This window comes from Octadecabacter dasysiphoniae, assembly GCF_021532615.1.
Taxonomy (GTDB): Bacteria; Pseudomonadota; Alphaproteobacteria; order Rhodobacterales; family Rhodobacteraceae; genus Octadecabacter; species Octadecabacter dasysiphoniae.
The window spans coordinates 555,025-576,009 of the sequence record NZ_JAKGAQ010000001.1 but is presented as its reverse complement, the minus strand read 5'-3'; the positions used below and the strand labels follow the sequence as shown (position 1 = coordinate 576,009).

26 protein-coding genes are annotated in these 20,985 nt (G+C 58.1%); 13 read left to right on the top strand and 13 right to left on the bottom strand.

The window, feature by feature from the left end:
- Nucleotides 1–13 precede the first annotated feature (13 nt).
- On the bottom strand, nucleotides 14–661 hold the full coding sequence (locus L0664_RS02800) for a hypothetical protein (protein ID WP_235224106.1): 648 nt from the start codon (nucleotides 659–661) through the stop codon (nucleotides 14–16).
- 60 nt (nucleotides 662–721) lie between these two features.
- Entirely contained in the window at nucleotides 722–1,177 is a 456-nt protein-coding gene (locus L0664_RS02795) for a nucleoside deaminase (protein WP_235224105.1), read from the bottom strand.
- 87 nt (nucleotides 1,178–1,264) lie between these two features.
- Between L0664_RS02795 and L0664_RS02790 the strand changes: the two genes are divergently transcribed.
- From L0664_RS02790 to dtd, 9 genes are all read left to right on the top strand, one after another.
- Nucleotides 1,265–2,101, top strand: coding sequence for a pseudouridine synthase (locus tag L0664_RS02790; RefSeq protein ID WP_235224104.1), 837 nt, complete (start codon nucleotides 1,265–1,267; stop codon nucleotides 2,099–2,101).
- A 301-nt stretch (nucleotides 2,102–2,402) separates the two neighbouring features.
- Nucleotides 2,403–3,275: a 5-bromo-4-chloroindolyl phosphate hydrolysis family protein gene (locus L0664_RS02785; RefSeq protein ID WP_235224103.1), complete on the top strand. Its 873-nt coding sequence runs from the start codon at nucleotides 2,403–2,405 to the stop codon at nucleotides 3,273–3,275.
- A gap of 25 nt (nucleotides 3,276–3,300) precedes the next feature.
- Complete coding sequence (locus L0664_RS02780) at nucleotides 3,301–4,503, top strand: toxic anion resistance protein (RefSeq protein WP_235224102.1); 1,203 nt, start codon at nucleotides 3,301–3,303, stop codon at nucleotides 4,501–4,503.
- A 58-nt stretch (nucleotides 4,504–4,561) separates the two neighbouring features.
- The gene (locus tag L0664_RS02775; RefSeq protein ID WP_235224101.1) at nucleotides 4,562–5,488 is read left to right on the top strand and encodes a DUF2927 domain-containing protein; all 927 of its coding nucleotides are present in this window, start codon (nucleotides 4,562–4,564) and stop codon (nucleotides 5,486–5,488) included.
- Between the two features lie 32 nt (nucleotides 5,489–5,520).
- Nucleotides 5,521–6,624, top strand: coding sequence for an SPFH domain-containing protein (locus L0664_RS02770; RefSeq protein WP_235224100.1), 1,104 nt, complete (start codon nucleotides 5,521–5,523; stop codon nucleotides 6,622–6,624).
- Between the two features lie 57 nt (nucleotides 6,625–6,681).
- Entirely contained in the window at nucleotides 6,682–7,059 is a 378-nt protein-coding gene (locus L0664_RS02765; protein WP_235224099.1) for a hypothetical protein, read from the top strand.
- Nucleotides 7,059–8,177, top strand: a complete 1,119-nt coding sequence (locus L0664_RS02760) for a TFIIB-type zinc ribbon-containing protein (RefSeq protein WP_235224098.1) — start codon at nucleotides 7,059–7,061, stop codon at nucleotides 8,175–8,177. The genes L0664_RS02765 and L0664_RS02760 overlap by 1 nt, the downstream gene beginning before the upstream one ends.
- A gap of 32 nt (nucleotides 8,178–8,209) precedes the next feature.
- A complete protein-coding gene (locus tag L0664_RS02755) occupies nucleotides 8,210–9,124 on the top strand; it encodes a carbohydrate kinase family protein (RefSeq protein WP_235224097.1) in 915 nt (304 codons plus the stop codon).
- On the top strand, nucleotides 9,121–9,558 hold the full coding sequence (gene dtd / locus L0664_RS02750) for a D-aminoacyl-tRNA deacylase (RefSeq protein ID WP_235224096.1): 438 nt from the start codon (nucleotides 9,121–9,123) through the stop codon (nucleotides 9,556–9,558). Before L0664_RS02755 ends, dtd begins: the two co-directional genes overlap by 4 nt.
- Here the strand turns inward: dtd and L0664_RS02745 are convergent.
- Genes L0664_RS02745 through L0664_RS02735 form a run of 3 tightly spaced genes read right to left on the bottom strand, consistent with a single transcriptional unit; the run spans nucleotide 9,555 to nucleotide 11,568 of the window.
- Nucleotides 9,555–10,349 carry a metal ABC transporter permease gene (locus L0664_RS02745; RefSeq protein ID WP_235224095.1) on the bottom strand — a complete coding sequence of 265 codons (795 nt, stop codon included), beginning with the start codon at nucleotides 10,347–10,349 and terminating at the stop codon, nucleotides 9,555–9,557. The genes dtd and L0664_RS02745 overlap by 4 nt on opposite strands.
- Complete coding sequence (locus L0664_RS02740; protein WP_235224094.1) at nucleotides 10,346–11,089, bottom strand: ATP-binding cassette domain-containing protein; 744 nt, start codon at nucleotides 11,087–11,089, stop codon at nucleotides 10,346–10,348. The genes L0664_RS02745 and L0664_RS02740 overlap by 4 nt, the downstream gene beginning before the upstream one ends.
- The gene (locus tag L0664_RS02735; protein ID WP_235224093.1) at nucleotides 11,089–11,568 is read right to left on the bottom strand and encodes a Fur family transcriptional regulator; all 480 of its coding nucleotides are present in this window, start codon (nucleotides 11,566–11,568) and stop codon (nucleotides 11,089–11,091) included. The genes L0664_RS02740 and L0664_RS02735 overlap by 1 nt, the downstream gene beginning before the upstream one ends.
- Before the next feature lie 70 nt (nucleotides 11,569–11,638).
- Here L0664_RS02735 and L0664_RS02730 point away from each other — a divergent pair, with 70 nt between their 5' ends.
- Nucleotides 11,639–12,664 carry a zinc ABC transporter substrate-binding protein gene (locus tag L0664_RS02730; protein ID WP_235224092.1) on the top strand — a complete coding sequence of 342 codons (1,026 nt, stop codon included), beginning with the start codon at nucleotides 11,639–11,641 and terminating at the stop codon, nucleotides 12,662–12,664.
- 3 nt (nucleotides 12,665–12,667) lie between these two features.
- On the opposite strand, the gene L0664_RS02725 is transcribed toward L0664_RS02730, so the two are convergent.
- The 3 genes from L0664_RS02725 to L0664_RS02715 all read right to left on the bottom strand — a co-directional run bounded on the left by L0664_RS02725 (nucleotide 12,668) and on the right by L0664_RS02715 (nucleotide 15,291).
- Nucleotides 12,668–14,230, bottom strand: a complete 1,563-nt coding sequence (locus tag L0664_RS02725) for a trimethylamine methyltransferase family protein (protein WP_235224091.1) — start codon at nucleotides 14,228–14,230, stop codon at nucleotides 12,668–12,670.
- Between the two features lie 81 nt (nucleotides 14,231–14,311).
- The gene (locus tag L0664_RS02720; RefSeq protein ID WP_235224090.1) at nucleotides 14,312–15,016 is read right to left on the bottom strand and encodes an HAD family hydrolase; all 705 of its coding nucleotides are present in this window, start codon (nucleotides 15,014–15,016) and stop codon (nucleotides 14,312–14,314) included.
- Nucleotides 15,013–15,291 carry a DUF3572 domain-containing protein gene (locus L0664_RS02715; protein ID WP_235224089.1) on the bottom strand — a complete coding sequence of 93 codons (279 nt, stop codon included), beginning with the start codon at nucleotides 15,289–15,291 and terminating at the stop codon, nucleotides 15,013–15,015. Before L0664_RS02715 ends, L0664_RS02720 begins: the two co-directional genes overlap by 4 nt.
- Nucleotides 15,292–15,386: 95 nt before the next feature.
- On the opposite strand from L0664_RS02715, the gene L0664_RS02710 reads away from it, so the two are divergent.
- Nucleotides 15,387–16,778, top strand: a complete 1,392-nt coding sequence (locus L0664_RS02710) for a diguanylate cyclase (RefSeq protein ID WP_235224088.1) — start codon at nucleotides 15,387–15,389, stop codon at nucleotides 16,776–16,778.
- Here the strand turns inward: L0664_RS02710 and L0664_RS02705 are convergent.
- The 4 genes from L0664_RS02705 to L0664_RS02690 all read right to left on the bottom strand — a co-directional run bounded on the left by L0664_RS02705 (nucleotide 16,767) and on the right by L0664_RS02690 (nucleotide 18,799).
- Complete coding sequence (locus tag L0664_RS02705; RefSeq protein ID WP_235224087.1) at nucleotides 16,767–17,255, bottom strand: periplasmic heavy metal sensor; 489 nt, start codon at nucleotides 17,253–17,255, stop codon at nucleotides 16,767–16,769. The genes L0664_RS02710 and L0664_RS02705 overlap by 12 nt on opposite strands.
- A 3-nt stretch (nucleotides 17,256–17,258) precedes the next feature.
- Entirely contained in the window at nucleotides 17,259–17,609 is a 351-nt protein-coding gene (locus tag L0664_RS02700) for a hypothetical protein (protein WP_235224086.1), read from the bottom strand.
- Nucleotides 17,596–18,174, bottom strand: a complete 579-nt coding sequence (locus L0664_RS02695) for a sigma-70 family RNA polymerase sigma factor (RefSeq protein ID WP_235224085.1) — start codon at nucleotides 18,172–18,174, stop codon at nucleotides 17,596–17,598. Before L0664_RS02695 ends, L0664_RS02700 begins: the two co-directional genes overlap by 14 nt.
- A 100-nt stretch (nucleotides 18,175–18,274) precedes the next feature.
- Nucleotides 18,275–18,799 carry an EF-hand domain-containing protein gene (locus tag L0664_RS02690; protein WP_235224084.1) on the bottom strand — a complete coding sequence of 175 codons (525 nt, stop codon included), beginning with the start codon at nucleotides 18,797–18,799 and terminating at the stop codon, nucleotides 18,275–18,277.
- A 190-nt stretch (nucleotides 18,800–18,989) separates the two neighbouring features.
- Between L0664_RS02690 and L0664_RS02685 the strand changes: the two genes are divergently transcribed.
- Nucleotides 18,990–19,379 carry a DUF983 domain-containing protein gene (locus L0664_RS02685; protein WP_235224083.1) on the top strand — a complete coding sequence of 130 codons (390 nt, stop codon included), beginning with the start codon at nucleotides 18,990–18,992 and terminating at the stop codon, nucleotides 19,377–19,379.
- A 22-nt stretch (nucleotides 19,380–19,401) separates the two neighbouring features.
- Nucleotides 19,402–20,088, top strand: coding sequence for an NUDIX hydrolase (locus L0664_RS02680; protein WP_235224082.1), 687 nt, complete (start codon nucleotides 19,402–19,404; stop codon nucleotides 20,086–20,088).
- On the opposite strand, the gene L0664_RS02675 is transcribed toward L0664_RS02680, so the two are convergent.
- Nucleotides 20,077–20,982, bottom strand: a complete 906-nt coding sequence (locus tag L0664_RS02675) for an EamA/RhaT family transporter (RefSeq protein WP_235224081.1) — start codon at nucleotides 20,980–20,982, stop codon at nucleotides 20,077–20,079. The genes L0664_RS02680 and L0664_RS02675 overlap by 12 nt on opposite strands.
- Between the last annotated feature and the right edge of the window lie 3 nt (nucleotides 20,983–20,985).

The window sequence follows — 20,985 nt, the reverse complement described above, 5'->3', positions numbered from 1 at the left end:
GCTTTGGGTTGCTTTACCCTTGGATTGCAGGGGCTTCAACCATGTGGCGGCGGTAAACGTCTATCATGAAGCCCAACATCACCGCGTTAAGGATATGCCAGCCGAAATGCGTGCCCAGCGGCCAGACGTCATACAGCGCAACATCCAAAGAACGCACGGTGATGGACAAGGCCAAAAGTGCCGCCCCGATCAGAAAACCGCGCGCGGTTTTACCGCCAATAAACGGCGCATATACAACCAGTAGGATCGGAACCGACCAGTAAAAACTGGAGATGCTGAAGAATGGAACATCCTGAAATATCACGGTTATCCCGATGGCAAAGGGCACAAACCCAAGCGTCGCGATTGCGGCCGCCCACACAGGCCAACGGATAAGGTGCACATGCACCAAAAACAGATAAAGCAAGATGAAAACAACAATCGGAAACACGTCTGCGGTGCTGGCCCACGTGGTGGCAAACGTATGAAACAGGCCACTGCCGACGCCGATTGCGAACAAGACAATGGTTAACGCCCGCGCACCGATCAAACCCTTGCTGCGCCGCCACATCACGATTGCTGCAATCAAAAACGCGGCATTTGTTACGGCGTTAACGGGCTCTGACCACATCGAAAAATCGATGCGTTCACAATAGGCATCAATCTGTTCAAACCAGCCCATCAACCCGAACCTTTTGAATTCGAGCAAAAAATCCGAAGCACAAGTTGATTTCGCACGGCCCTACCCACCCCGCTTTTGCGCAAAGAACGTCTTTATCAACGTTTCTGAGGCCTGCGCTGACAACCCTTCATAGACCTCGGGCGCGTGGTGGCATTGCGGATGGGTGAAAACAGCCGGACCTTGCGCGACGCCGCCGGATTTAGGATCAGACGCGCCGTAATACAGCCGCGCAATGCGCGCATTGCTGATCGCGGCGGCGCACATCGGACAAGGTTCAAGCGTCACGTAAAGATCATACCCCGTCAGCCGTTCCTGTCCCAAAACGTCGCACGCCGCGCGAATAGCGAGGATTTCGGCATGGGCCGTCGGATCGTTCAATTCGCGCGTGCGGTTGCCGGCCGTTGCAATCACGTCGCCTGATGCAGACACAACAACAGCCCCCACAGGCACCTCACCGCGGGAGGCGGCGGATTTGGCCTCTTGCAAGGCGGCGTCCATGTGGGTTCGAAAGGTCATACGCTTCATTGCGCGATTGGGGCCATGTTTGGCAAGTAGGCGCGGGCTGTGCTTGCGATGCGGCCCCCAAGCGATTAGGCGGAAGGCATGAGCGATAAAACAACTCCGTCCGGCGACCGCATCGCCAAAGTTCTGGCCCGCGCAGGTGTGGCCAGCCGCCGTGGTGCCGAAGCCATCATCGAAGCGGGCCGCGTGCAGGTGAACGGCAAAATCATCACGTCACCCGCGTTGAACGTCACCGATCGTGACCGCATCGTGGTAGACAACAAACCCCTGGCCGAACCCGAACCGCCGCGCATCTGGCTGTATCATAAGCCTGCCGGTTTGGTGACGACAGAGCGTGACGAAAAGGGCCGCGATACGGTCTTTTCCAAGCTTCCTGATGACATGCCCCGTGTGATGTCTGTCGGGCGGCTTGATATCAATTCCGAAGGTCTGTTGTTGCTGACCAACGATGGTGAGCTGAAACGCACAATGGAATTGCCTGCCACGGGGTGGCTGCGGCGATACCGCGTGCGCATCAAAGGCTCCATCTCAGAGGCAAAGCTGGATGAATTACGCGCGGGCATCGAAGTGGACGGTGTCCGCTACGCCCCGATTGAGGCCAAGTTTGACCGCCAACAGGGCGCAAACGCCTGGCTGACGGTGGGTTTGCGCGAAGGCAAGAACCGCGAAATCCGCCGCCTGATGGAAGCCCAAGGTGTGGTCGTGAACCGCCTTTTGCGCATTTCCTATGGTCCCTTCCAGCTTGGCCAGTTGAAACCCGGGGCGGTGGAAGAATTAAAGCAACGGGTGGTGCGCGACCAGATGGGCCTGCGCGAAACACCCAAGGCACCGATGGGGCGAAAACCGGCTAAGGGCAAACGCCCCCCACCCAAACGGGGCACCCATGCATCCGCCAAGGGGAAAACTGGTAACAGTTGACCCTTGCCCCCCTTTTGTTGGTGTGCATGTTTGGTGCAACTGGCCGGTTCAGCCAAATTGGGGACGTATTTATGCACATGAAGGCTGTGACATCGCAGTTGGGAACGATTTGCGCCTTTGTGGGACGTATCAGTGTGCAGAGTCGCAATCGCGCGGCATTGGCCCTATCTTGTGGTGCGACACGTTCGCATAAGACCAAAACAGGAGGCCCGCGTGCCTAAAACAGCCAAGACCATTTCTTACCTGCTGCTGATTGTGCTGATGTTCGGCGTCGTCACCGGCTGGCTGGGGGGACTTTAACGTGGCCAAGAAATTCGGCGGAAAATTCAGCCCTGACGGGCAAGGTGATGCAAGCGTGCGCGAGGCCGTTGTTGATGCACGCAAGGTCGACGCGGCGGGTGCCAAGGCGACGGTTTTGTTTGTGCCCGGTGTTGTTCTTGCATTTTTATCGCTGAACGAAGGCGCGGTTGGGCTGATCACAGGATTGGTCGGCGCGGCGGTGCTGACGTTGGCCGCATGGCTGACCCGTGATGGCCTGCGGGCCGCTGCCGCCTATGACCAACGCAAAGTGGCGCGTAAACCGGCGGTGCCTCGCAAACTGCTCGGGACGGTCTTGGTCGGTGTGGGGATCGCGATTGCGTCCTATTCTAACGATCCATCCAGCATCGCCGCAATTTTGTACGGCGTCGCGGCGGGCGTTTTGCACACGATGGCCTTTGGCATTGATCCCCTGCGCGACAAACGGATGGAGGGCATAGACACCTTCCAACAAGACCGCGTCGCCAAGGTCGTCGACAAAGCCGAAGCGCACCTTGCTGCAATGACCGACCACATCACCAGCATCGGCGATCGCCATCTGGAAACCCGCACAGCGCAGTTTCAGGCGATTGCGCGCAAAATGATCCGCACCGTCGAAGAAGACCCGCGTGATCTGACCCGTGCGCGCAAATTCCTCAGCGTCTACCTTGAAGGGGCGCGGGACGCGGCGGCGAAGTTTGCGGACCTCTATAAACGTCAGCGCGATGACAGCGCGCGGGCTGATTTTGAGGCACTGCTAGATGATCTTGAGCAAAATTTTGCCGCGCGAACAGAAAAAATGTTGCTCGATGAGCGTGGCGACATGGATATTGAAATCAAAGTGCTGCGCGATCGGTTGCAGCGCGAAGGCCTGTAAACGGGTCACATAAGGGGGACAAAATATGTCTGATACAGTCGTAAAAAACATGGAGGCCGCACAGGCGAGCCTCAAGACAGTTGAAAAAGTCACAGCGGTGATTTTGGCCGAACCCAAGGGTGAATTGGTCACGCTTGACGCAGCTGACAAACCAACAAGCGCGGAAATCACCAAGCGCATGGCAGAGCTCGACATGGAAGACACGAATTCCATCATCGGGTTCGGATCATCCGCACAGGCAGAACTGCAGGTGATTTCACAGTCTATGCTGCAAGGTGTGCGCAACAAAGACGTGGGCCCAGCGGGCGATTCATTGCGCGAAATCGTGACAACAATTCGCGGCTTTAACGTGTCTGAACTGGATGTGCGCCGCAAACGCAGCTGGTGGGAACGCCTGTTGGGCCGCATGGCCCCCGCCGCGAAATTCGCCGCTAAGTTTGAGACCGTTCAGGGCCAAATCGATAAGGTCACGGATGATCTGCACGGGCATGAAACGATCCTGTTGAAAGACATCGAAAGCCTTGATGTATTGTACGACAAAACGTTGAATTTCTACGACGAATTGGGCCTCTATATCGCCGCAGGCGAAGCAAAGCTGGCCGAAATGGATGCAGGTGCCATCCCCGCCAAAGAGGCCGAGGTGGCCGCCGCCGCCGAAGAAGACGGCGTGATGAAAGCGCAAGAATTGCGTGATCTGCGGGCTGCCCGCGACGATTTGGAACGCCGTGTTCACGATCTGAAACTGACCCGTCAGGTGACGATGCAATCGCTGCCGTCCATCCGTTTGGTGCAGGAAAACGACAAATCGCTGGTCACCAAAATCAACTCCACGCTGATCAACACAGTGCCGCTGTGGGAAACGCAATTGGCGCAGGCCGTGACGATCCAACGCTCGGCCGAGGCGGCTGTGGCCGTGCGCGAAGCCAATGATCTGACCAATGAGCTGTTGATGGCAAACGCGGAAAACCTGCGCTCTGCCAACAAAATGATCCGCACTGAAATGGAACGCGGTGTCTTTGACATTGAGGCAATCAAATCCGCCAATGCCAACCTGATCGGCACGATCGAAGAATCCCTAGAGATTGCCGACGAAGGCAAACGCAAGCGCGCCGAGGCCGAAAAAGAACTGCAAACCATGGAAGCCGAATTGAAGGCCACATTGTCCGCCGCCAAAGCACGCGGCACGGCATCAGGGCATAACATCGGTTCAGCCACGGGTTCGGAATAACCCTTTGAAACCAAACGCGGGCGGCACTTTCGGGAAAGTCTTGGGTCTTGTGGCCCTGATGACCCTTGCCGCCTGTGATCTTGCGGGGCCGTCGGAACCGTCGGCCATTCCACCGACCCGCCCATCAGGTTTGGTGCCCGACGTACCGCCCCCCGCCCCAACATCGGCTGAGCGTTCTGAGGCAAGTCGCGCGTTGTCCGTGCATTTCCAGCGTCTACAAAACGATTTGCTGGCGCGCGGGTTGCTGCGCACGGATGGCGGCGGGCCGGACACCACATTTACTGACACAGTATTGGCACGCAATTTCGTGCGCATCGCGCTGTTTGATGAATTCATTGCCACGCCGACAGGCCTGCGCGCGCAACCCACCATCAGCCGTTTGCGCCGCTGGGAACAGCCTGTTCGCTTTACGGTCGAATACGGTGACACGGTTCCGCCGGACCAGCGGATCGAAGATAGCCAAAACGTGCGCAATTTCGTGTCTCGTCTGGGTCGCGTATCAGGCCATCCCACATCCATGGATGACGCAAACGCCAATTTTCACGTGCTGATCCTGAACGAAGACGACCGTTTGGGGTACGCAGACCGTCTGCGCGCCTTGGTGCCCGGGATCGATGATACCAGCGTGCGTGCCTTCATGGATGTGCCACGCGATACGCTGTGCCTCGTGTTGGCGTTCAGCAAAGACGGCAGCCCGCAATACAGCCAAGCGGTGGCGCTGATCCGGGGCGAACATCCCGATCTGATGCGGCTGGCCTGCATTCACGAAGAACTGGCCCAAGGCTTGGGCTTGGCCAACGACAGCCCCCGCGCGCGCCCAAGTATCTTTAACGACGACGAAGAATTCGGCCTGCTGACAACACACGACGAATTGCTTCTCAAGATGCTGTATGATGACCGCCTGCAAACCGGCATGGCCGCGGCAGAAGCCGCGCCAATCGCACGTGTGATCGCACGCGAATTGATGAACAGCGGTCCAGTTTGATCGCGCATAATTAACGAAACAAGGAGCCACTCATGGGCATTCTCGATTTTCTCACTGGCGAATTTATTGACGTCATCCATTGGACCGACGACACACGCGACACGATGGTGTGGCGGTTTGAACGTGAGGCCCACGAGATCAAGTATGGTGCCAAGCTGACCGTGCGCGAAGGTCAGGCGGCGGTGTTTGTGCACGAAGGCCAGCTGGCGGATGTGTTCACGCCGGGCCTTTATATGCTTGAAACCAACAACATGCCGATCATGACGACGCTGCAGCATTGGGATCACGGGTTCAAATCGCCGTTCAAATCAGAAATCTATTACGTCAACACGACGCGGTTCAACGATCTGAAATGGGGCACCAAAAACCCGATCATGCTGCGCGATCCCGAATTTGGCCCAACCCGCGTGCGTGCGTTTGGCACCTATTCGGTGCGCATCACAGACCCCGCGAAATTCCTGCGTGAAATTGTCGGCACGGACGGTGAATTTACGATGGACGAGATTTCGTTCCAGATCCGCAACATCATCGTGCAATCGTTCACCCAAGTTATCGCATCCAGCGGTATTCCTGTCCTCGACATGGCCGCAAACACACGCGATCTGGGCAAATTGATTGCCGGTGCAATTGGTGAAACGGTTGCACAATACGGCATCATGATCCCTGAATTATACATTGAAAACATCAGCTTGCCCCCTGCGGTCGAAGCCGCGCTCGACACCCGCACGTCGCGCGGTCTCACGGGTGATCTGGATGCGCATATGCAATACGCCGCCGCAGAAGCCCTGCGCAAAGGTGGCGAGGCTTCTGGTGCGATGGGTGCAGGCCTTGGCGCTGGTATGGGCATGGCAATGGCCCAGCAAATGGCGAACCCGTGGGCGCAACAATCGCCTTCTGCGGCGCCGACAGCACCACCCCCACCGCCGCCCGTCGAACACGTCTGGCACATCGCAGACAACGGGAAGACGACGGGCCCCTTTTCAAAGGCAGCATTGGGCCGCATGGCAGCAGATGGCAAATTGAGCCGCGCAACAATGGTCTGGACCCAGGGCCAGGACGGCTGGATGGCCGCAGATGACGTGGCTGAACTGGCCCAATTGTTCACCGTACTGCCCCCACCCCCACCGGGCGCTTAAGGCGGCGGACAAGTGACGCGCCGCAGGGTTCATATCGCATTACACTGGACCGTCTTCATGCTGATTTTGGCTATGGTCAAAGGCGGCGCGTCTGCGGAATGGCTGCGCTGGACATTTGTTGTCTGCGTGTCCGTTTGGGTGGCAATTGCCGTGGCACGCGGGTTGATCGGCAAAGCAGGGCCGAAACTGGGCCCCGCCGCGCGCGCCGCCTATCCGTGGATGCACCGCGCGATTTATGGAACTCTGACCGTGTCAGCGGTATTGAACGCAGGTGAACTGATCGGCTGGTTTACGCCCGGACCCGCCTGGATTTCACTGCTCGTTTTACTCGGGATCGGTGCGTTTCATGGCCTATTCCACTTTTGGCGTCACACCGCGCTTTATGACGGGGCGCTGCGGCTGATCACGCCCAAGATTATGCATAAGGTTTTGTAATGTCTGACACATTCCTTGGGGACAAACCCAAACCCGCAGATGAACACCGTTTTCCCTGCGACAATTGCGGGGCGGATTTCCGGTTTGATCCCGGGCACAACCAACTGATTTGCGACCATTGCGGCAACACCGATGAAATTGCGGGCGGCCCTTGGCACGGCGGCACCTTGCAAGAACTTGATCTTCGCGTCGCCGTCGCAGGTGACATGCCCGAGGCAGAGATCGAAGAAACCCGCGTCGTGTCCTGCCCCAATTGCGGCGCCCAAACCGAATTTGACGAAGCCGTGCATGCCGCCGAATGTCCGTTTTGTGCGACGCCCGTCGTCACGGACACAGGAACGCACCGCCATATCAAACCCAAAGGGTTGTTGCCCTTCATGTTTGATGAAGGTCAGGCGCGCGGCACGATGACAGACTGGCTCGGCTCGCTTTGGTTCGCGCCCAACGGTCTGCAAGAATTCGCCCGCAAAGGCCGCACACTCTCGGGCATTTATGTGCCCTATTGGACATTTGATGCCGATACAAAATCCAAATATTCCGGCCAGCGCGGCACACATTACTATGAAACCAAGACCGTGATGCGCGACGGTAAGCGTGAACAGGTGCGTGTGCGCAAAACCCGTTGGCGCGGCGTATCGGGCCGCGTGGCGCGGTTTTTTGATGATGTGCTGGTGCTTGGTTCTCGCAGTTTGCCAAAGCGGTATACGGACGCTTTGGAACCTTGGGATTTGTCCGCGATGGAACCCTATCAGCCTGAATATCTTGCCGGTTTTCGCGCCGAAGGTTATTCCGTCGAACTTGAAGATGCCTTTGGCGAAGCGCGCGATCATATGGACCGCGTCATCCACCGCGATGTGAAATTCGACATTGGCGGGGACGCGCAGCGGGTCGGGTCAGTCGACACGACGCTTGGCACGCTGACGTTCAAACATGTGCTGCTGCCTGTCTGGCTGGCGGCCTATAAATATCGCGGCAAGACCTATCGCTTTGTAGTCAATGGGCAAACGGGGCGCGTGCAGGGCGAACGCCCCTATTCCGCGTTCAAGATTGCCGTGGCCGTGGTTGTCGGGTTGATTGTTGCGGCAGGCGTCGGATTTGTTATCGCTAACAGTCAGTGATATGACCCCCGCGAATAAGGGAGACACACACAATGATTCTGGCCTGCGGTGAAGCACTGATTGATATGTTGCCACGCGAAACAACGGACGGCGAAGCGGCCTTTGCGCCCTACCCCGGTGGCGCAGTGTTTAACACGGCAATTGGTCTTGGTCGGCTCGGCGTGGAAACGCAATTTCTGTGCGGCATGTCCAATGATTTTCTGGGCGATATCCTGCGCGACGCACTTGATGCATCCGGCGTAGATCACAGCCCGTCGCCCAAACTTGTCGCGCCTTGTACTGTTGCCTTTGTCAAATTGGTCAACGGTCAGGCGACCTATGCGTTTTACGACGAAAACTCAGCGATGCGCACCCTGACAGTTGCGCCTGCGATTGATGCCAACGCACTGTTTTTCGGCGGTATTTCACTGGTCGGGGATGGCTGCGGCGACACATTTGAGGCCCTGATGCTGCGCGAGGCACCGGCCCGCGTCACAATTATTGACCCCAACATTCGCCCGTCCTTCATTCGCGATGTGGTGGCCTACCGCGCCCGCATTGACCGAATGATGGCAGCCGCCGACATCATCAAACTCAGCGACGAAGACCTGCATTGGTTTGAAGGCGAAGGCGATCTGGCGGACCTCGCGCGCGGGCTGGTGGCCAAGGGCGCAAAGTTGGTGTGCATCACACAGGGCGCGGACGGCGTCACAGGATATTCCGCCAATCACGAGGTTTTCGTGCCATCTGAACGGGCCGAAGTCGTCGACACCGTCGGCGCAGGCGACACATTTAACGCTGGGCTTTTGGCGGGGCTTGATCGCGCAAACCTGCTAAGCAAAGACAAAATCGCAAACCTGAGCGCAGAAGACATCCGCGCCGCCCTGCACCTTGGCGTTCGCGCCGCCGCCGTTACAGTTTCGCGCGCGGGGGCCAATCCCCCCACCGCAGCAGAGCTTGGCCTTTGAGGGCACTGATCCAGCGGGTCAGTACCGCGCAGGTCCACGTTGATGGCACGCTGATTGGCGAATGCGGTAAAGGTCTGTTGGTGTTGGTCTGCGCCATGCAGGGCGATACGGACGACACGCCCGCCAAACTGGCAGCAAAGATTTCCAAGCTGCGGGTATTCAAAGACGATCAGGGGCGCATGAACCGATCCCTAGTCGATATCGGCGGTGACGCGTTGGTGATCAGTCAATTCACACTTGCCGCAGACACATCGCGCGGCAATCGGCCTGGGTTTTCAACGGCAGCCGAACCCAAAGACGCCGAACGCTTGTATAAGGCGTTTGCTGCTGAAATGGGTACATTAGCCCCCACACAAACTGGTCAATTCGGCGCAGACATGGCCGTGTCGTTGGTCAACGACGGCCCCGTAACGATCTGGATGGACACAGATTAAGCCCGCAGTTTCGAAACGGCCAAGGCCAGACAAAACAGCGCAGCCGCCCCGCAGATAATGGATGGGCCGGCGGGTGTACCAAACCCGCGCGCCGCGTACAGCCCGCCAATGGCCGCGACAATTCCAATGGCCGTGGCATATCCTGCCATGGCTTCTGGGCCGCGTGCGATCAGGCGGGCGGCGGCGGCGGGAATGATCAGCATGGCCGTAATCAACAGCGCGCCAACGACCTTGATCGACACCGCAACGACCGCCGCGATCAGCAGGGTCAGCAACATCCGGTCCCTTTTCGGGTTCAACCCGGACGCATAGGCCAGATCGTTAGACAGGATTTCCGACAAAAACGCCTGCCAGCGCCACGCCAGAACACCGCAAACAACGGCCGCGCCGCCCCAGATCACCAGCAGGTCTGCGCGGCTGACCACCAGGATATCGCCAAACAAATAGGCATCCAGATCCACCCTCGCAGAGGGCATCATCGATACCGCCACAAGACCAAGCGCAAGCGAGGAATGCGACAACACTCCAAGCAATGAATCCGGTGTCAGTGTCGTGTCAGACAGCGACCCCACAAGCAACGCCATCCCAAGCGCAACAATCAGAACGCCCAGCGGGATCGAAACGGAAAACGCCAAGGCCAGCGCAACGCCAAGGATCGCCGCATGCGCCGTCGCGTCGCCAAAGTAGGCCATGCGGCGCCACACGACAAAACACCCGAGCGCGCCGCATGCCACCGCAGTGCCCACAGCGGCCAAAAGCGCGCGGATCATGAAATCATCTAGTAGGGTCATGCAGAATGCTCGTGGTCATGGTCATGGTCATGGTCATGGTCATGATTGTGTTCATGTCGATAAAGCGCCAGCGCCCCGCCCGTTCCGGTGCCGAAAAGTTCGCGATAGGCGGGGGCGGCGGTCACGACATCGGGCGTGCCTTCACAACAGATATGTCCGTTCAGGCAAATCACACGATCCGTTGCCGACATAACGACATGCAATTCGTGGCTGACCATCAAAACCGCGCATCCAAGATCATCGCGCAAGGTTTCAATCAGGCGGTAAAACGCCGCCGATGCTGGCTGATCAAGCCCTTGGGTCGGTTCATCCAACACCAGAACTTGCGGATCATTCAGGATCGCACGGGCCAGCAGCACCCGCTGAAGCTGCCCACCGGACAAACCGCTAAGCTGTTGTTTTTCAATCGCTTCAACACCCGTCTTGGCAAGGGCGGCTTGAATTTTGCCCCCGCCCACCCGTTTGGGCAGGTTGAGAAAACGGCGCACTGTCATCGGCAGCGCCGTATCGATATGAAGCGTCTGGGGAACGTAACCGATGCGCAGATCAGGTTGTTTGGTGATCGTGCCTTTGTTGGGCGTCACCGCCCCGATCATTGCACGCAGCAGCGTCGATTTACCGGACCCGTTGGGGCCGACAATGGTCACGATCTCACCGGGGTCGAGAGCAAGCGACACACCAAAAACAGCGCGGGTTGCGCCATGGTGAACTTCGATATTCTGGGCAGAAATAAGCGGCATTAAACGTCCTGACATGCGGGGCAGATGCCCTCGGCCTCAAGAACGGTCCGTTCAATCCGGAACCCCGCCGCGGCCGCCGAATTTTGCATCGCACTGCCCGCTTCGCCTTCGGCCACGGTGCCGCAACGGCTGCATATCATAAAGGCAGGGTCGTGATCCGCGCCCGGATGCGCGCACGCCACAAAGGCATTCAACCGCTCAAGCCGATGCGCCAGACCCGCGTCCACTAAAAATGTTAACGCGCGGTAAGCCACGGGTGGCTTTGACCCAAAACCGTCCGCATCCAGCCGCGCCAGAACATCGTAGGCCCCCAACGCTTCATGCGCTTCTAGAAGGATTTCCAGCGTCCTGCGGCGCACAGGCGTCAGGCGCAAACCTGCGACAGCGCAGGCCGCCTCAGCCGCTGTCATCGCAGACGTGATGCAACGCGCATGATCGTGGTGATCAAACGTGGTTTTAGGTGGAAACGCCGAACCCATCTTTGCCTCTTGTTATGTTATAACATATCTTTTATATCAAGCCGCGTTGCTTATCACAAGAGATCATATCATGCGCTTTATTGCCCCCTGCCTCGCCCTTATGCCCCTACCCGCCTTGGCCGATGTGCCAAATGTTGTCACCGACATCGCCCCTGTTCACAGCCTCGTTGCGCAAGTCATGGACGGCGTGGGCACCCCTGATGTGCTGGTCAGCGGCGGTGCCTCTCCCCATGATTTTCAATTTACGTTCGCACAGGCTGCTTCGGTGCAGAACGCCAATCTTGTGATCTGGATGGGCAAAGGCCTGACCCCATGGTTGGAAGAATCGCTTGATACCTTGGCGCAGGACACCACCCGCGTGACCCTGCTGGACACCGACGGTTGGGAAAAACGCGAACTGCGTGACTGGGACGATGGCCATGATCACGGGCATGGTGAGCACGATGATCATGAAGATGAACATGCGGACCACGAAGAAGATCACGACGACCATGATGACCATGATGACCATGATGACCATGATGACCACGCAGATCATGACGACCACGACAATCATGATGATCACGACACCGCCCATATGATGGTCGATCCCCACGCGTGGCTTGATCCGCAGGTTGCGATGGTCTGGACCGATCTGATCGCCGCAAGGCTAGGCGAAATAGACCCGGAAAATGCGGATCTGTACGGTGCCAATGCCCAAGCAACGATTGAACGACTGGCCCAATTGGACAGCGACATCGAAACACAGCTTGCGTCGCTGCCCCGCAACCCACTGCTCGTGCCTCATGATGCCTATCAGTATTTCGGCACACGGTATGATCTGGTCGCAACGGGGGCGATCACGCTGAACGATGCAGCGGCCCCCAGCCCCGCGAAAATAGATGAGCTTCAAACCCTGGTGCGCGATCAAAACGTCAGTTGTGTTCTCAGCGACCCGCAATCACGTGCAACTTGGGTCGATCTGGTCCGCGAAGGCAGCGATGCACGCACCGCCTTGGCAGACCCGATTGGCACCACGATTGAAATCGGGCCGGATCACTACAATCAGACGCTGCGCGCTATGGCGGATGCCTACGCCGCGTGTCTTGGCGGGTAACGCCTAGAAATCAGTTGGCGCGCCGCCCTCGGATTTGCGGCGCGCCACGAAATCTTCAAGCTCGGAACGAATGGCCGCATCCATGGGCGGTTCTTCGAAATTGTTGATGATGTCTTTGAAAATGCGGTGGGCGCGTTCGGCGGTCCACACAGCACCCGACAACTCCCAGGCTTCAAAATTGCGCCAATCTGACACGAAGGGCGAATAAAACGCATCCTCGTAGCGGTCTTGCGTGTGCTGGATGCCGAAAAAGTGCCCGTTGGGGCCGACTTCTTTGATCGCATCCACCGCGATGTCCTCGGGCGTGGTCGCCGTGATCTGCGGTTCCATATAACGCTGGATCATCTGGAGAACCTCGCAATCCATCACAAATTTTTCGGGGGATGCAATCAGCCCGCCCTCAAGCCATCCAGCTGCGTGATAGACCATATTGGTGCCCGATTGCACCGACGCCCACAGCGAATTGCTCGTCTCCCACATCGCCTGCCCGTCGGGCACGTTGGCCGCGCATACTCCGCTAGAACGCATAGGAAGGCCGTAAAAGCGCGCCATTTGTCCGGTCATTTGCGTCGCGCGCATGTACTCAGGGGTGCCAAATGCAGGCGCGCCGGATTTCATATCCACATTACTGGTGAATGTGCCAATCACACAGGGCGCACCGGGGCGAACGTATTGGAACAGGGCAATCGCGCTTAACGCTTCGGCGATAGACAACGCCACCGCACCCGACATCGTGACAGGCGCCATCGCACCCGCCAGCGTGAACGGGGTAACCACAACCGCCTGCCCGCGCCGGACGCAGCGCAGGCACCCGTCAATCATTGGCACATCGTGTTTAAGCGGCGATGTCGAATTGATGTTGGTGTACATTTTGGGGCTGGCTTCAAACTCCTCATCGCTCCATCCGCCGGAAATCTGGATCATGGTCATCACGTCCTCGACCCGTTCTTTGCCCAGCGAATAGGCATGGCCGACCTTGTCCGTCAGGGTCATTTTATCAAACACCACGTCCAAATGGCGCACAGAGGCGTGCACATCGACGGGTTCCACCGGATAGCCGCCCGCAAAATGAATACAGTTGAAATACTGGGTCAAACGCAGCAAATCGGCGCATTGTTTGCGGTTCCCGCTTACCTTTTTGCCAATCTCAAGATCATAGTAATTCGGCGGCGATGACACATTGCCAAACAGGATATGCCCGCCGCCCAAAGTGATCTTGCGGTCAGGATTGCGCGGCGTGATGTCAAATTGCGCAGGCGCTTTGCCGACCATTTCCATGACCCAGTCACGGCCCATTTTGACGTTCGTGCCATCCACGGTGCAACCCGCCTGCTTGAACAGCTCAATCGCTTCTTCGTTCAGAAATTCGATCCCGATATCTTCAAGGATACGCATCGCGCCATCATGAATGGCCTGCACGCCCTCCTCATAAAGTGGCTCCGTCGGGCGATCCGTATTAACGGGAATGCGCCAAGGCATCTGGTTGATCTGCACGGTTTGGCGTTCGGCGATATTGGCGGCGCGGCCACCTGAACGGCGGCGGCGGGGTTGTGCGGTGTCAGCCATGGTGATGTCCTCTTGGTTGCCCCAAGACTGACAGGCAAAAGCGCAGGTGCGACGCAGTTTGCGACATCTGGTGTCGCGAACTTAGCTTTGAAGGCCCAGCCACACCGGCAGATCCGCGATTGAAGACAGAACAACATCCGCATGAAGGGCCAGTTCATCGTGTTCTGCCACGCCTGTCAGAACGGCCACTGTCGCCATTCCGGCGGCGCGACCGGCGTGCAAATCATGGGTGCTGTCGCCAACCATGGCACACACCGACGGGTGCAGGCCGGTTTGTTCGCAAAACCCATGCAACTGACCGGGCGCAGGTTTACCACCAAATCCACTATCAAATCCGGCAATAAAATCAAAAAAAGACGTTACATCGACAGAACCAAGGTTGGCCCGCGCCGGAATTTCGGCGTCATTGGTCGCAATACCCAAAATCAGGCCCGCGTCGCGCATCTGTGTAAACAAGGGCTTCAGCGGCGTGACTTCGATCTGTGGTGCCAGAATCGCGGCCGCCTTGAACCGCTTGGCCAGCGCTTCTGGGTCGGTCTCGGCGAGGAAGGGCATCGCAGCTTCGACGACCTCATCCACAGTGCCCGCGATCACAAGGCTGTCTTTGCGAAACAACCCCGTTGTCAGATCGTAGCCCAACGCCTGCGCCAATGGATCCAATGCCTCTGGCGTGGCCATCGTTTCTTGCACCAATAAAACGCCCGTAAACGCGCCCCATGTTGCGTTGAAATCAAACAGCGTGCCGTCCTTGTCGAAAATAAGACCCTGAATCGGCAAAGATGTCATGTCCAATGGACCGCCTCCGTCCCCGGTAATGAATAACGCGCGCGTAACGGTTCTTCATACTTTAACCCATTTTGGTCGCAAAATTGCACGACCCACGCATCGTCCATGGTCAAGAACTCAAGCACCGATCCGAGGAAAGCGGGGTTTTCCGCCTGCCCCCGTAACTCATCCGCCGTAGCACCCGAAGCCCCAAGAAAAACAGGGAAAAGCTCATCGTTTGAGGCCAGCCACGTGAGGGCGGAAATGGCGATCTGTTCGGCGCGTTCAGGTTTCATTGAGAGTAATTACCGATGTGGAAAGAGTTTCTTAACCATTTAAGCAACAATATTGGTCAAATTCAGATTGGTGCAAAGCGCGAAAGGAAACAAGAATGGTCGGGGATATTCTCATCATTGACTGCGTGGCAACCAATCGCATCGTTCTCAAGGTCAAATTGCTGGCGGCACAATACCGCGTCCGCCCCTGCGCCACATTACATGAAGCGCAGGTCGAAATTGATGCGTCTTTGCCCGATATGATCCTGCTGGACACCGGCACCAATGTCGCCGACGCACTGGCGTTTTGTGCGCGTCTGAAATCCAACGCCCACACCAGTTTGATTCCCGTGATCGCGACCGGCGGCTTTGTGACCCCGCGCGATCGCGTTGCCGCCCTTGAGGCAGGGGCCGATGATGTTTTAACCAAACCGTTTGACGATCACATCTTGCAGGCGCGCATCAGAAGCCTGCTGCGATCCCGTGATGCACGCGCAGAACTGCGGATGCGCGAAGGCACGCGCACAGCCCTAGGGTTTGCCGAAGGATGCAGCACATTCACGTCCCCCGCACGTGTCGTGATCGCGTCAGCCGGGGCCAATACTGCCTCCGATTTTGACGTGACCGACACGAAATTAACCAACACCGACATGGCCCATATTCCCATTGAAACACTGTTGGCAGGGCAATCGCGCCACACGGGTGCCGACCTCTATGTTGTTGATTTTCGGGATGATTTGACGGACGATAAAGTCCTGTTTCGCCTGTTGTCTGAACTGCGCAGCCGATCCAGCACGCGCCATGCGGGCATTCTTGCGCTGTTGCCGCACGATGCGCGCCACGCGGCCGCAATGGCGCTGGATCTAGGGGCGAACGATATTGTCAGCGCTGTCGTTGACCCCGCCGAAATCGGCCATCGCTGCGCCGTTTTGATCCAGGCCAAACTTGAGGCCGACGCGCTGCGCCGCACGGTAGAAACCGGGCTTGAGGCGGCGATCACTGATCCACTGACAGGATTGTTCAACCGCCGCTACGCAATCCCGCACCTGTCACGCCTGTCCGAAGAAAGCCGCAAGAACGAACGCCAGTTCGCAATCATGGCGCTGGACCTCGATCATTTCAAAGCCATCAATGACACCTTCGGGCATAGCGCAGGCGATGATATTTTGCGTCAGGTGGCGCAGCGGTTGCAGGGCAATTTGCGGGCGGTGGATTTGCTGGCACGTATTGGCGGCGAAGAATTCCTTGTCGCGATCCCCAACAGCGATGCCATCCACGCGCGCACGGCCGCGGAACGTCTGTGCAATCTGATCGGCAACACACCGTTTTTCGTAGGGGATGAACGCACCGAAGTGACCGTCACCGTATCCGTTGGCGTCAGCCTTAGCGGGGGCAAGGACGCAGTGGATGTCATGGAAGATCTCGAAGATCTGGTCAACGCCGCCGATGTGGCTCTCTATGCTGCGAAGAATGGCGGGCGCAACAAGGTCAGCCTGTCAGCCGCCTGACCGATCCGCACGCTGCGGCGCCCCGCGGCGCAATTGTTCTTCCAAACGATCAGCAAATTCCGCGCGTTCTTGCGCGCTCATGTCCGTGATCTGCACGGTTACGGCATCCACCACTGCCACCTGCCCTGATTGCAGCCGTTCGCGTTGACGCAACAAGGCACTGCGAAAGGCCTCTTCGTCAAACTGGTCCTGGCGCAATGTGTTCAACATCGCCGCCATATCACTCCGTATGCCATTGCGATCCGCCGGGCGAAATGCGCCGCTGTTGCGCAACGCATCGCGGACAGCTTCACGGCGGTCGTTGTCCATTGCACGGGTCAGAGGGCCGACCGTCAAATCGAACCGCTGCATGCGTTCCTTAGGACCACCGCCAAAAGCAACACCCGCCACAACGCCGACCACAGCAAGGTTCAGCGCGAGCGAACCCACCAACAAAATCCGCTGCCAGCGGCGTTTTTTTGTGTTCTCTTCGCTCATATTTTACCCGTCCAGCCCCAATAAAATTTCCGTATCGAACAGCGGCACTTCAACTGTCGACCCCAGATACCCCGCCGAAATATCCGCCAACGCGGCCGGCGGCGCGACACCAATCCAAAGACCGGCAACAGTCGCCGCAGCCAGCCCCCCAAACGACGGCCAACCGCCGATCACATCCAGCACCATCGCGCCAAGCCCCTGTTTGGTGCGCACAGGCGGGGCGATGTTGGCGGCCAAAACACTGTCGGCATCCATCATGATCCGATCAAGCAGACCTTCCGAGGGCACGACGTCCTGCGCACGCATCTGCGCAAAGCCCGCGTCGAGAATTTTGTCATCATCATTCATCTTCATACCCCAATTCTGCTTTGCGCCCCGATAATCGTGCAATCAAGGCGCGTTTGCCCCGCGCAATCAGACTTTCGACGGTTCGCACGTTCGTGTCCATAATGGTCGCAATCTCTGGATTGCCCAATTCTTCGAGGTGGCGCAGTGACACGGCCCGCGCCTGACGTTCCGGCAGTTCCGCCAAGGCCGCGCGCAAGGCCAATGTGCGCGCGCTGTCTTGCAAAGATTGCGCCGCGGACGGCGCATCGCTGCTGGGTTCTTCGATCGCGTCCAATGCCACGCCGCGCCCTGATTTGCGCAAACGGTCGGTGCACAGATTGGCAACCACCCGAAACAGCCATGTTGTCACTTGGGCGCGGTCGCGGTCCCAGTCCGGGGCGATCTTCCAAAGCCGCATCATAGCGTCTTGGGCCACATCCTCGGCCTCTGCGCGGTTGCCAAGCATTCGGAATGCCTGCCCCATTACACGCGGGGTCAACCGCTGCGTCAGTGTCATCGCCGCAGACCTGTCGCCCGCAGCAAACGCCGCGAGCAAATCTGCATCGCTGGTATTGGTCACCTGATTTGCCATCTAATTTGCAGCTATCCACATCATACATCGTTCGACAAGTCCATTGGCACAACCGGGCGGCGCACAGATTGCACACCGCCCGACCGTTCAGGTGCCGGTCCTATTTGTCACCACGGCGACCATGGTCCCCGCGATCACGGCGGTCTTCCATACGGGACTGCGCTTCGGCGAATTCTTCCGCGCTCAGTGTTCCGTCCTCATTGGTGTCAAAGCGGTCGAACATGCGCTCGGCATCACCACCACCGCGGCGGCCATCACGGCGGTCTTCCATCTGTGCGGCAATTTCTTCGGCCTGCAACAGACCATCGCCGTTGGTATCAGCCGCTTCGATGCGCTCTGCCACGCGGTTGGCCATGCGTTCAGCGCGTTGCGCATCTGCATTCGCGCTTAGTTCTTCAGCGGACAACCCACCGTCACCGTTCGTGTCGGCCTCGGCGAAACGGGCAACGGCGCGGGCTTGCATTGCAGCGGCGATTTCTTCCGCTGTTACGCCACCGTCCGCATTCACGTCCAGTTCCTCAAAGGATGGCATGTCCACCCGTTGGCCGTGGCCTTCACGTGCTTCGGCGGTTGCCGCCAAAGTCATACCTGCTGCAATTGCTGCCATCAAAAGTGTCGTTTTCATTTTGTTTTCCTACTCATATCGTTCAGTCATGCCCCCCATTGAGGCGGTGATGGTCATAAAACGGGCGACATGAAAACTTCCGTCGCTCGGGCACGAAAATAATTCCGCTGCCCCACCCCCGCGACACTTTTGCCCCTATGAAAAGTTGGGCAATGGGCGCAAAACGCTTGGATCAAATGTTGAGGTCAAAATGCCAACGTCATCTGCCCATTTACACGACGACCGCCCCACAAAGCCTGCAATGTGGCGGGGTCTGCGCCGTCGCTGCCCCAACTGCGGCGAAGGCATGATGTTTCAGGGCTATCTTAAGGTCGCTGACAATTGCCCGGTGTGTGAAGAAGACCTACATCATCACCGCGCGGATGACGGTCCGGCCTATCTGACAATCCTGATCGTCGCGCATATCCTCGGATTTGTGATGCACTTTGCGTTTGTGCATCTGCGCCCCGATCCGATGGTGCTGGCCGTTGTGTTGACGATTGTATGCGTGTCTCTTTCGCTTTACCTTTTGCCAAGGCTTAAGGGGATGATCGTCGCGATCCAATGGGCGCGGCGCATGCACGGGTTCGGGGCCAACTGACCCCTTTTGTAACGGGGACACCATGATCGACAAAACCGCCATTCGGGACGCCGCGACAGTGATTTTGCTGCGCGACGCAGCGACATCTCCGTCCATTTTGATGGGCCAACGCGGCGCGACGGCGGCCTTCATGCCCAACAAATACGTCTTTCCCGGTGGCGCAGTTGATGCGGGCGACGCTGCGATTGATGTGCCGGTAAACAACACGCAAGCCGTGCGATTGGCACAAGACAGCGCCCTCCCCCCCAACGCGCTTGCCGCTGCCGCGATCCGTGAATTATGGGAAGAAACTGGGCAAATCTTGGGCCGCAATGCCCCGTGGCCTGCCGACCGCGCCCCACACGGCTGGCGCGGCTTTGCTGCAACCGGGCACGTTCCGGATGCCACAAACCTCGAATTTGTGTTTCGCGCAGTCACGCCCGCAGGCCGGCCAAGGCGCTTTGATGCGCGGTTTTTCCTTGTTGATGCAGCCCACCTCACCACTGACCCCGACGATTTCTCAAACGCCGAGGACGAGCTGAGCCATTTGCACTGGGTACCCCTAAGCGACGCCCGCGCGCTGGATTTGCCCTTCATCACCGAAGTGGTCCTTGCTGAAATCACGGCCCGATTGACCCGCGGCGCGCCCGCCAGCGTGCCGTTCTTTCGCAACGATGATGAATCGCATCTGGTCACGCGGCTGGGTGGCAAACGCCCCCTAGACGACTAGAACCAGCACCAAAACGGACGCCACCAAAAGCCCGCCCCCCTGCAATTCGCGCGCGCTGATCTTTTCTTTGAAAAAGACAACTGTGACGACCATCGAAAACAACAATTCGATCTGACCCAGCGCTTTGACATAGGCCACGGTTTGCAGCGTAAAGGCGACGAACCAGCAGGTGGATCCGATCATGCTGGTGATACCAACAAGGCTCGCGGTGCGCCAAGACGCAGCCACTCGGCTGATTTCGCCCGCTTCACGCAGCCGCAGCCAGATCGCCATCGCGATGGTCTGCGCCGCCGTCACACAGGCCAAGGTCAGCGTAGCCCGCAAAAACACATCGCCCGTTTCAAGCGACAGTGACGCGCCGCGATACCCAACACCCGAACAGGCAAACAGCAGACCCGACGCAATACCAAGGCCCGCCGCGCGGTTCATGATGCGTTTATGCCAAGGCGCGCCGGTCCGTTCGGGCGGATCAGACAGCAGCAAAACGCCCAACAATCCGATCAGGATCGCGCCAAACCCCAGCCACGTGACGCCCTCGCCCAGGATCACCAACCCGACAAGGACCGCCATCAGCACTTCGGTTTTCTTGAACGTGATCCCTACGGCAAAATTGCGATGGGCAAACAGCGCAACCACACACATCGTCGCGATGATCTGCGCCGCACCACCAAACAGCGCATACCCCCAGAACACCGCAGGAATTTCGGGCAGGGTCTGCCCCGTAATCGACGCATACATCAGCACGCCGACAATCACCAAAGGCGACGAATAGACAAACCGCGCAAACGTCGCGCCCCCTGTACTAAGGGCGGTTGATTTCAGCTGTTTTTGCAGCCCAAACCGCGCGGTTTGCGCCAAAGCGGCGAAAATTGTGATCGGCATCCATGCGTCCATGCC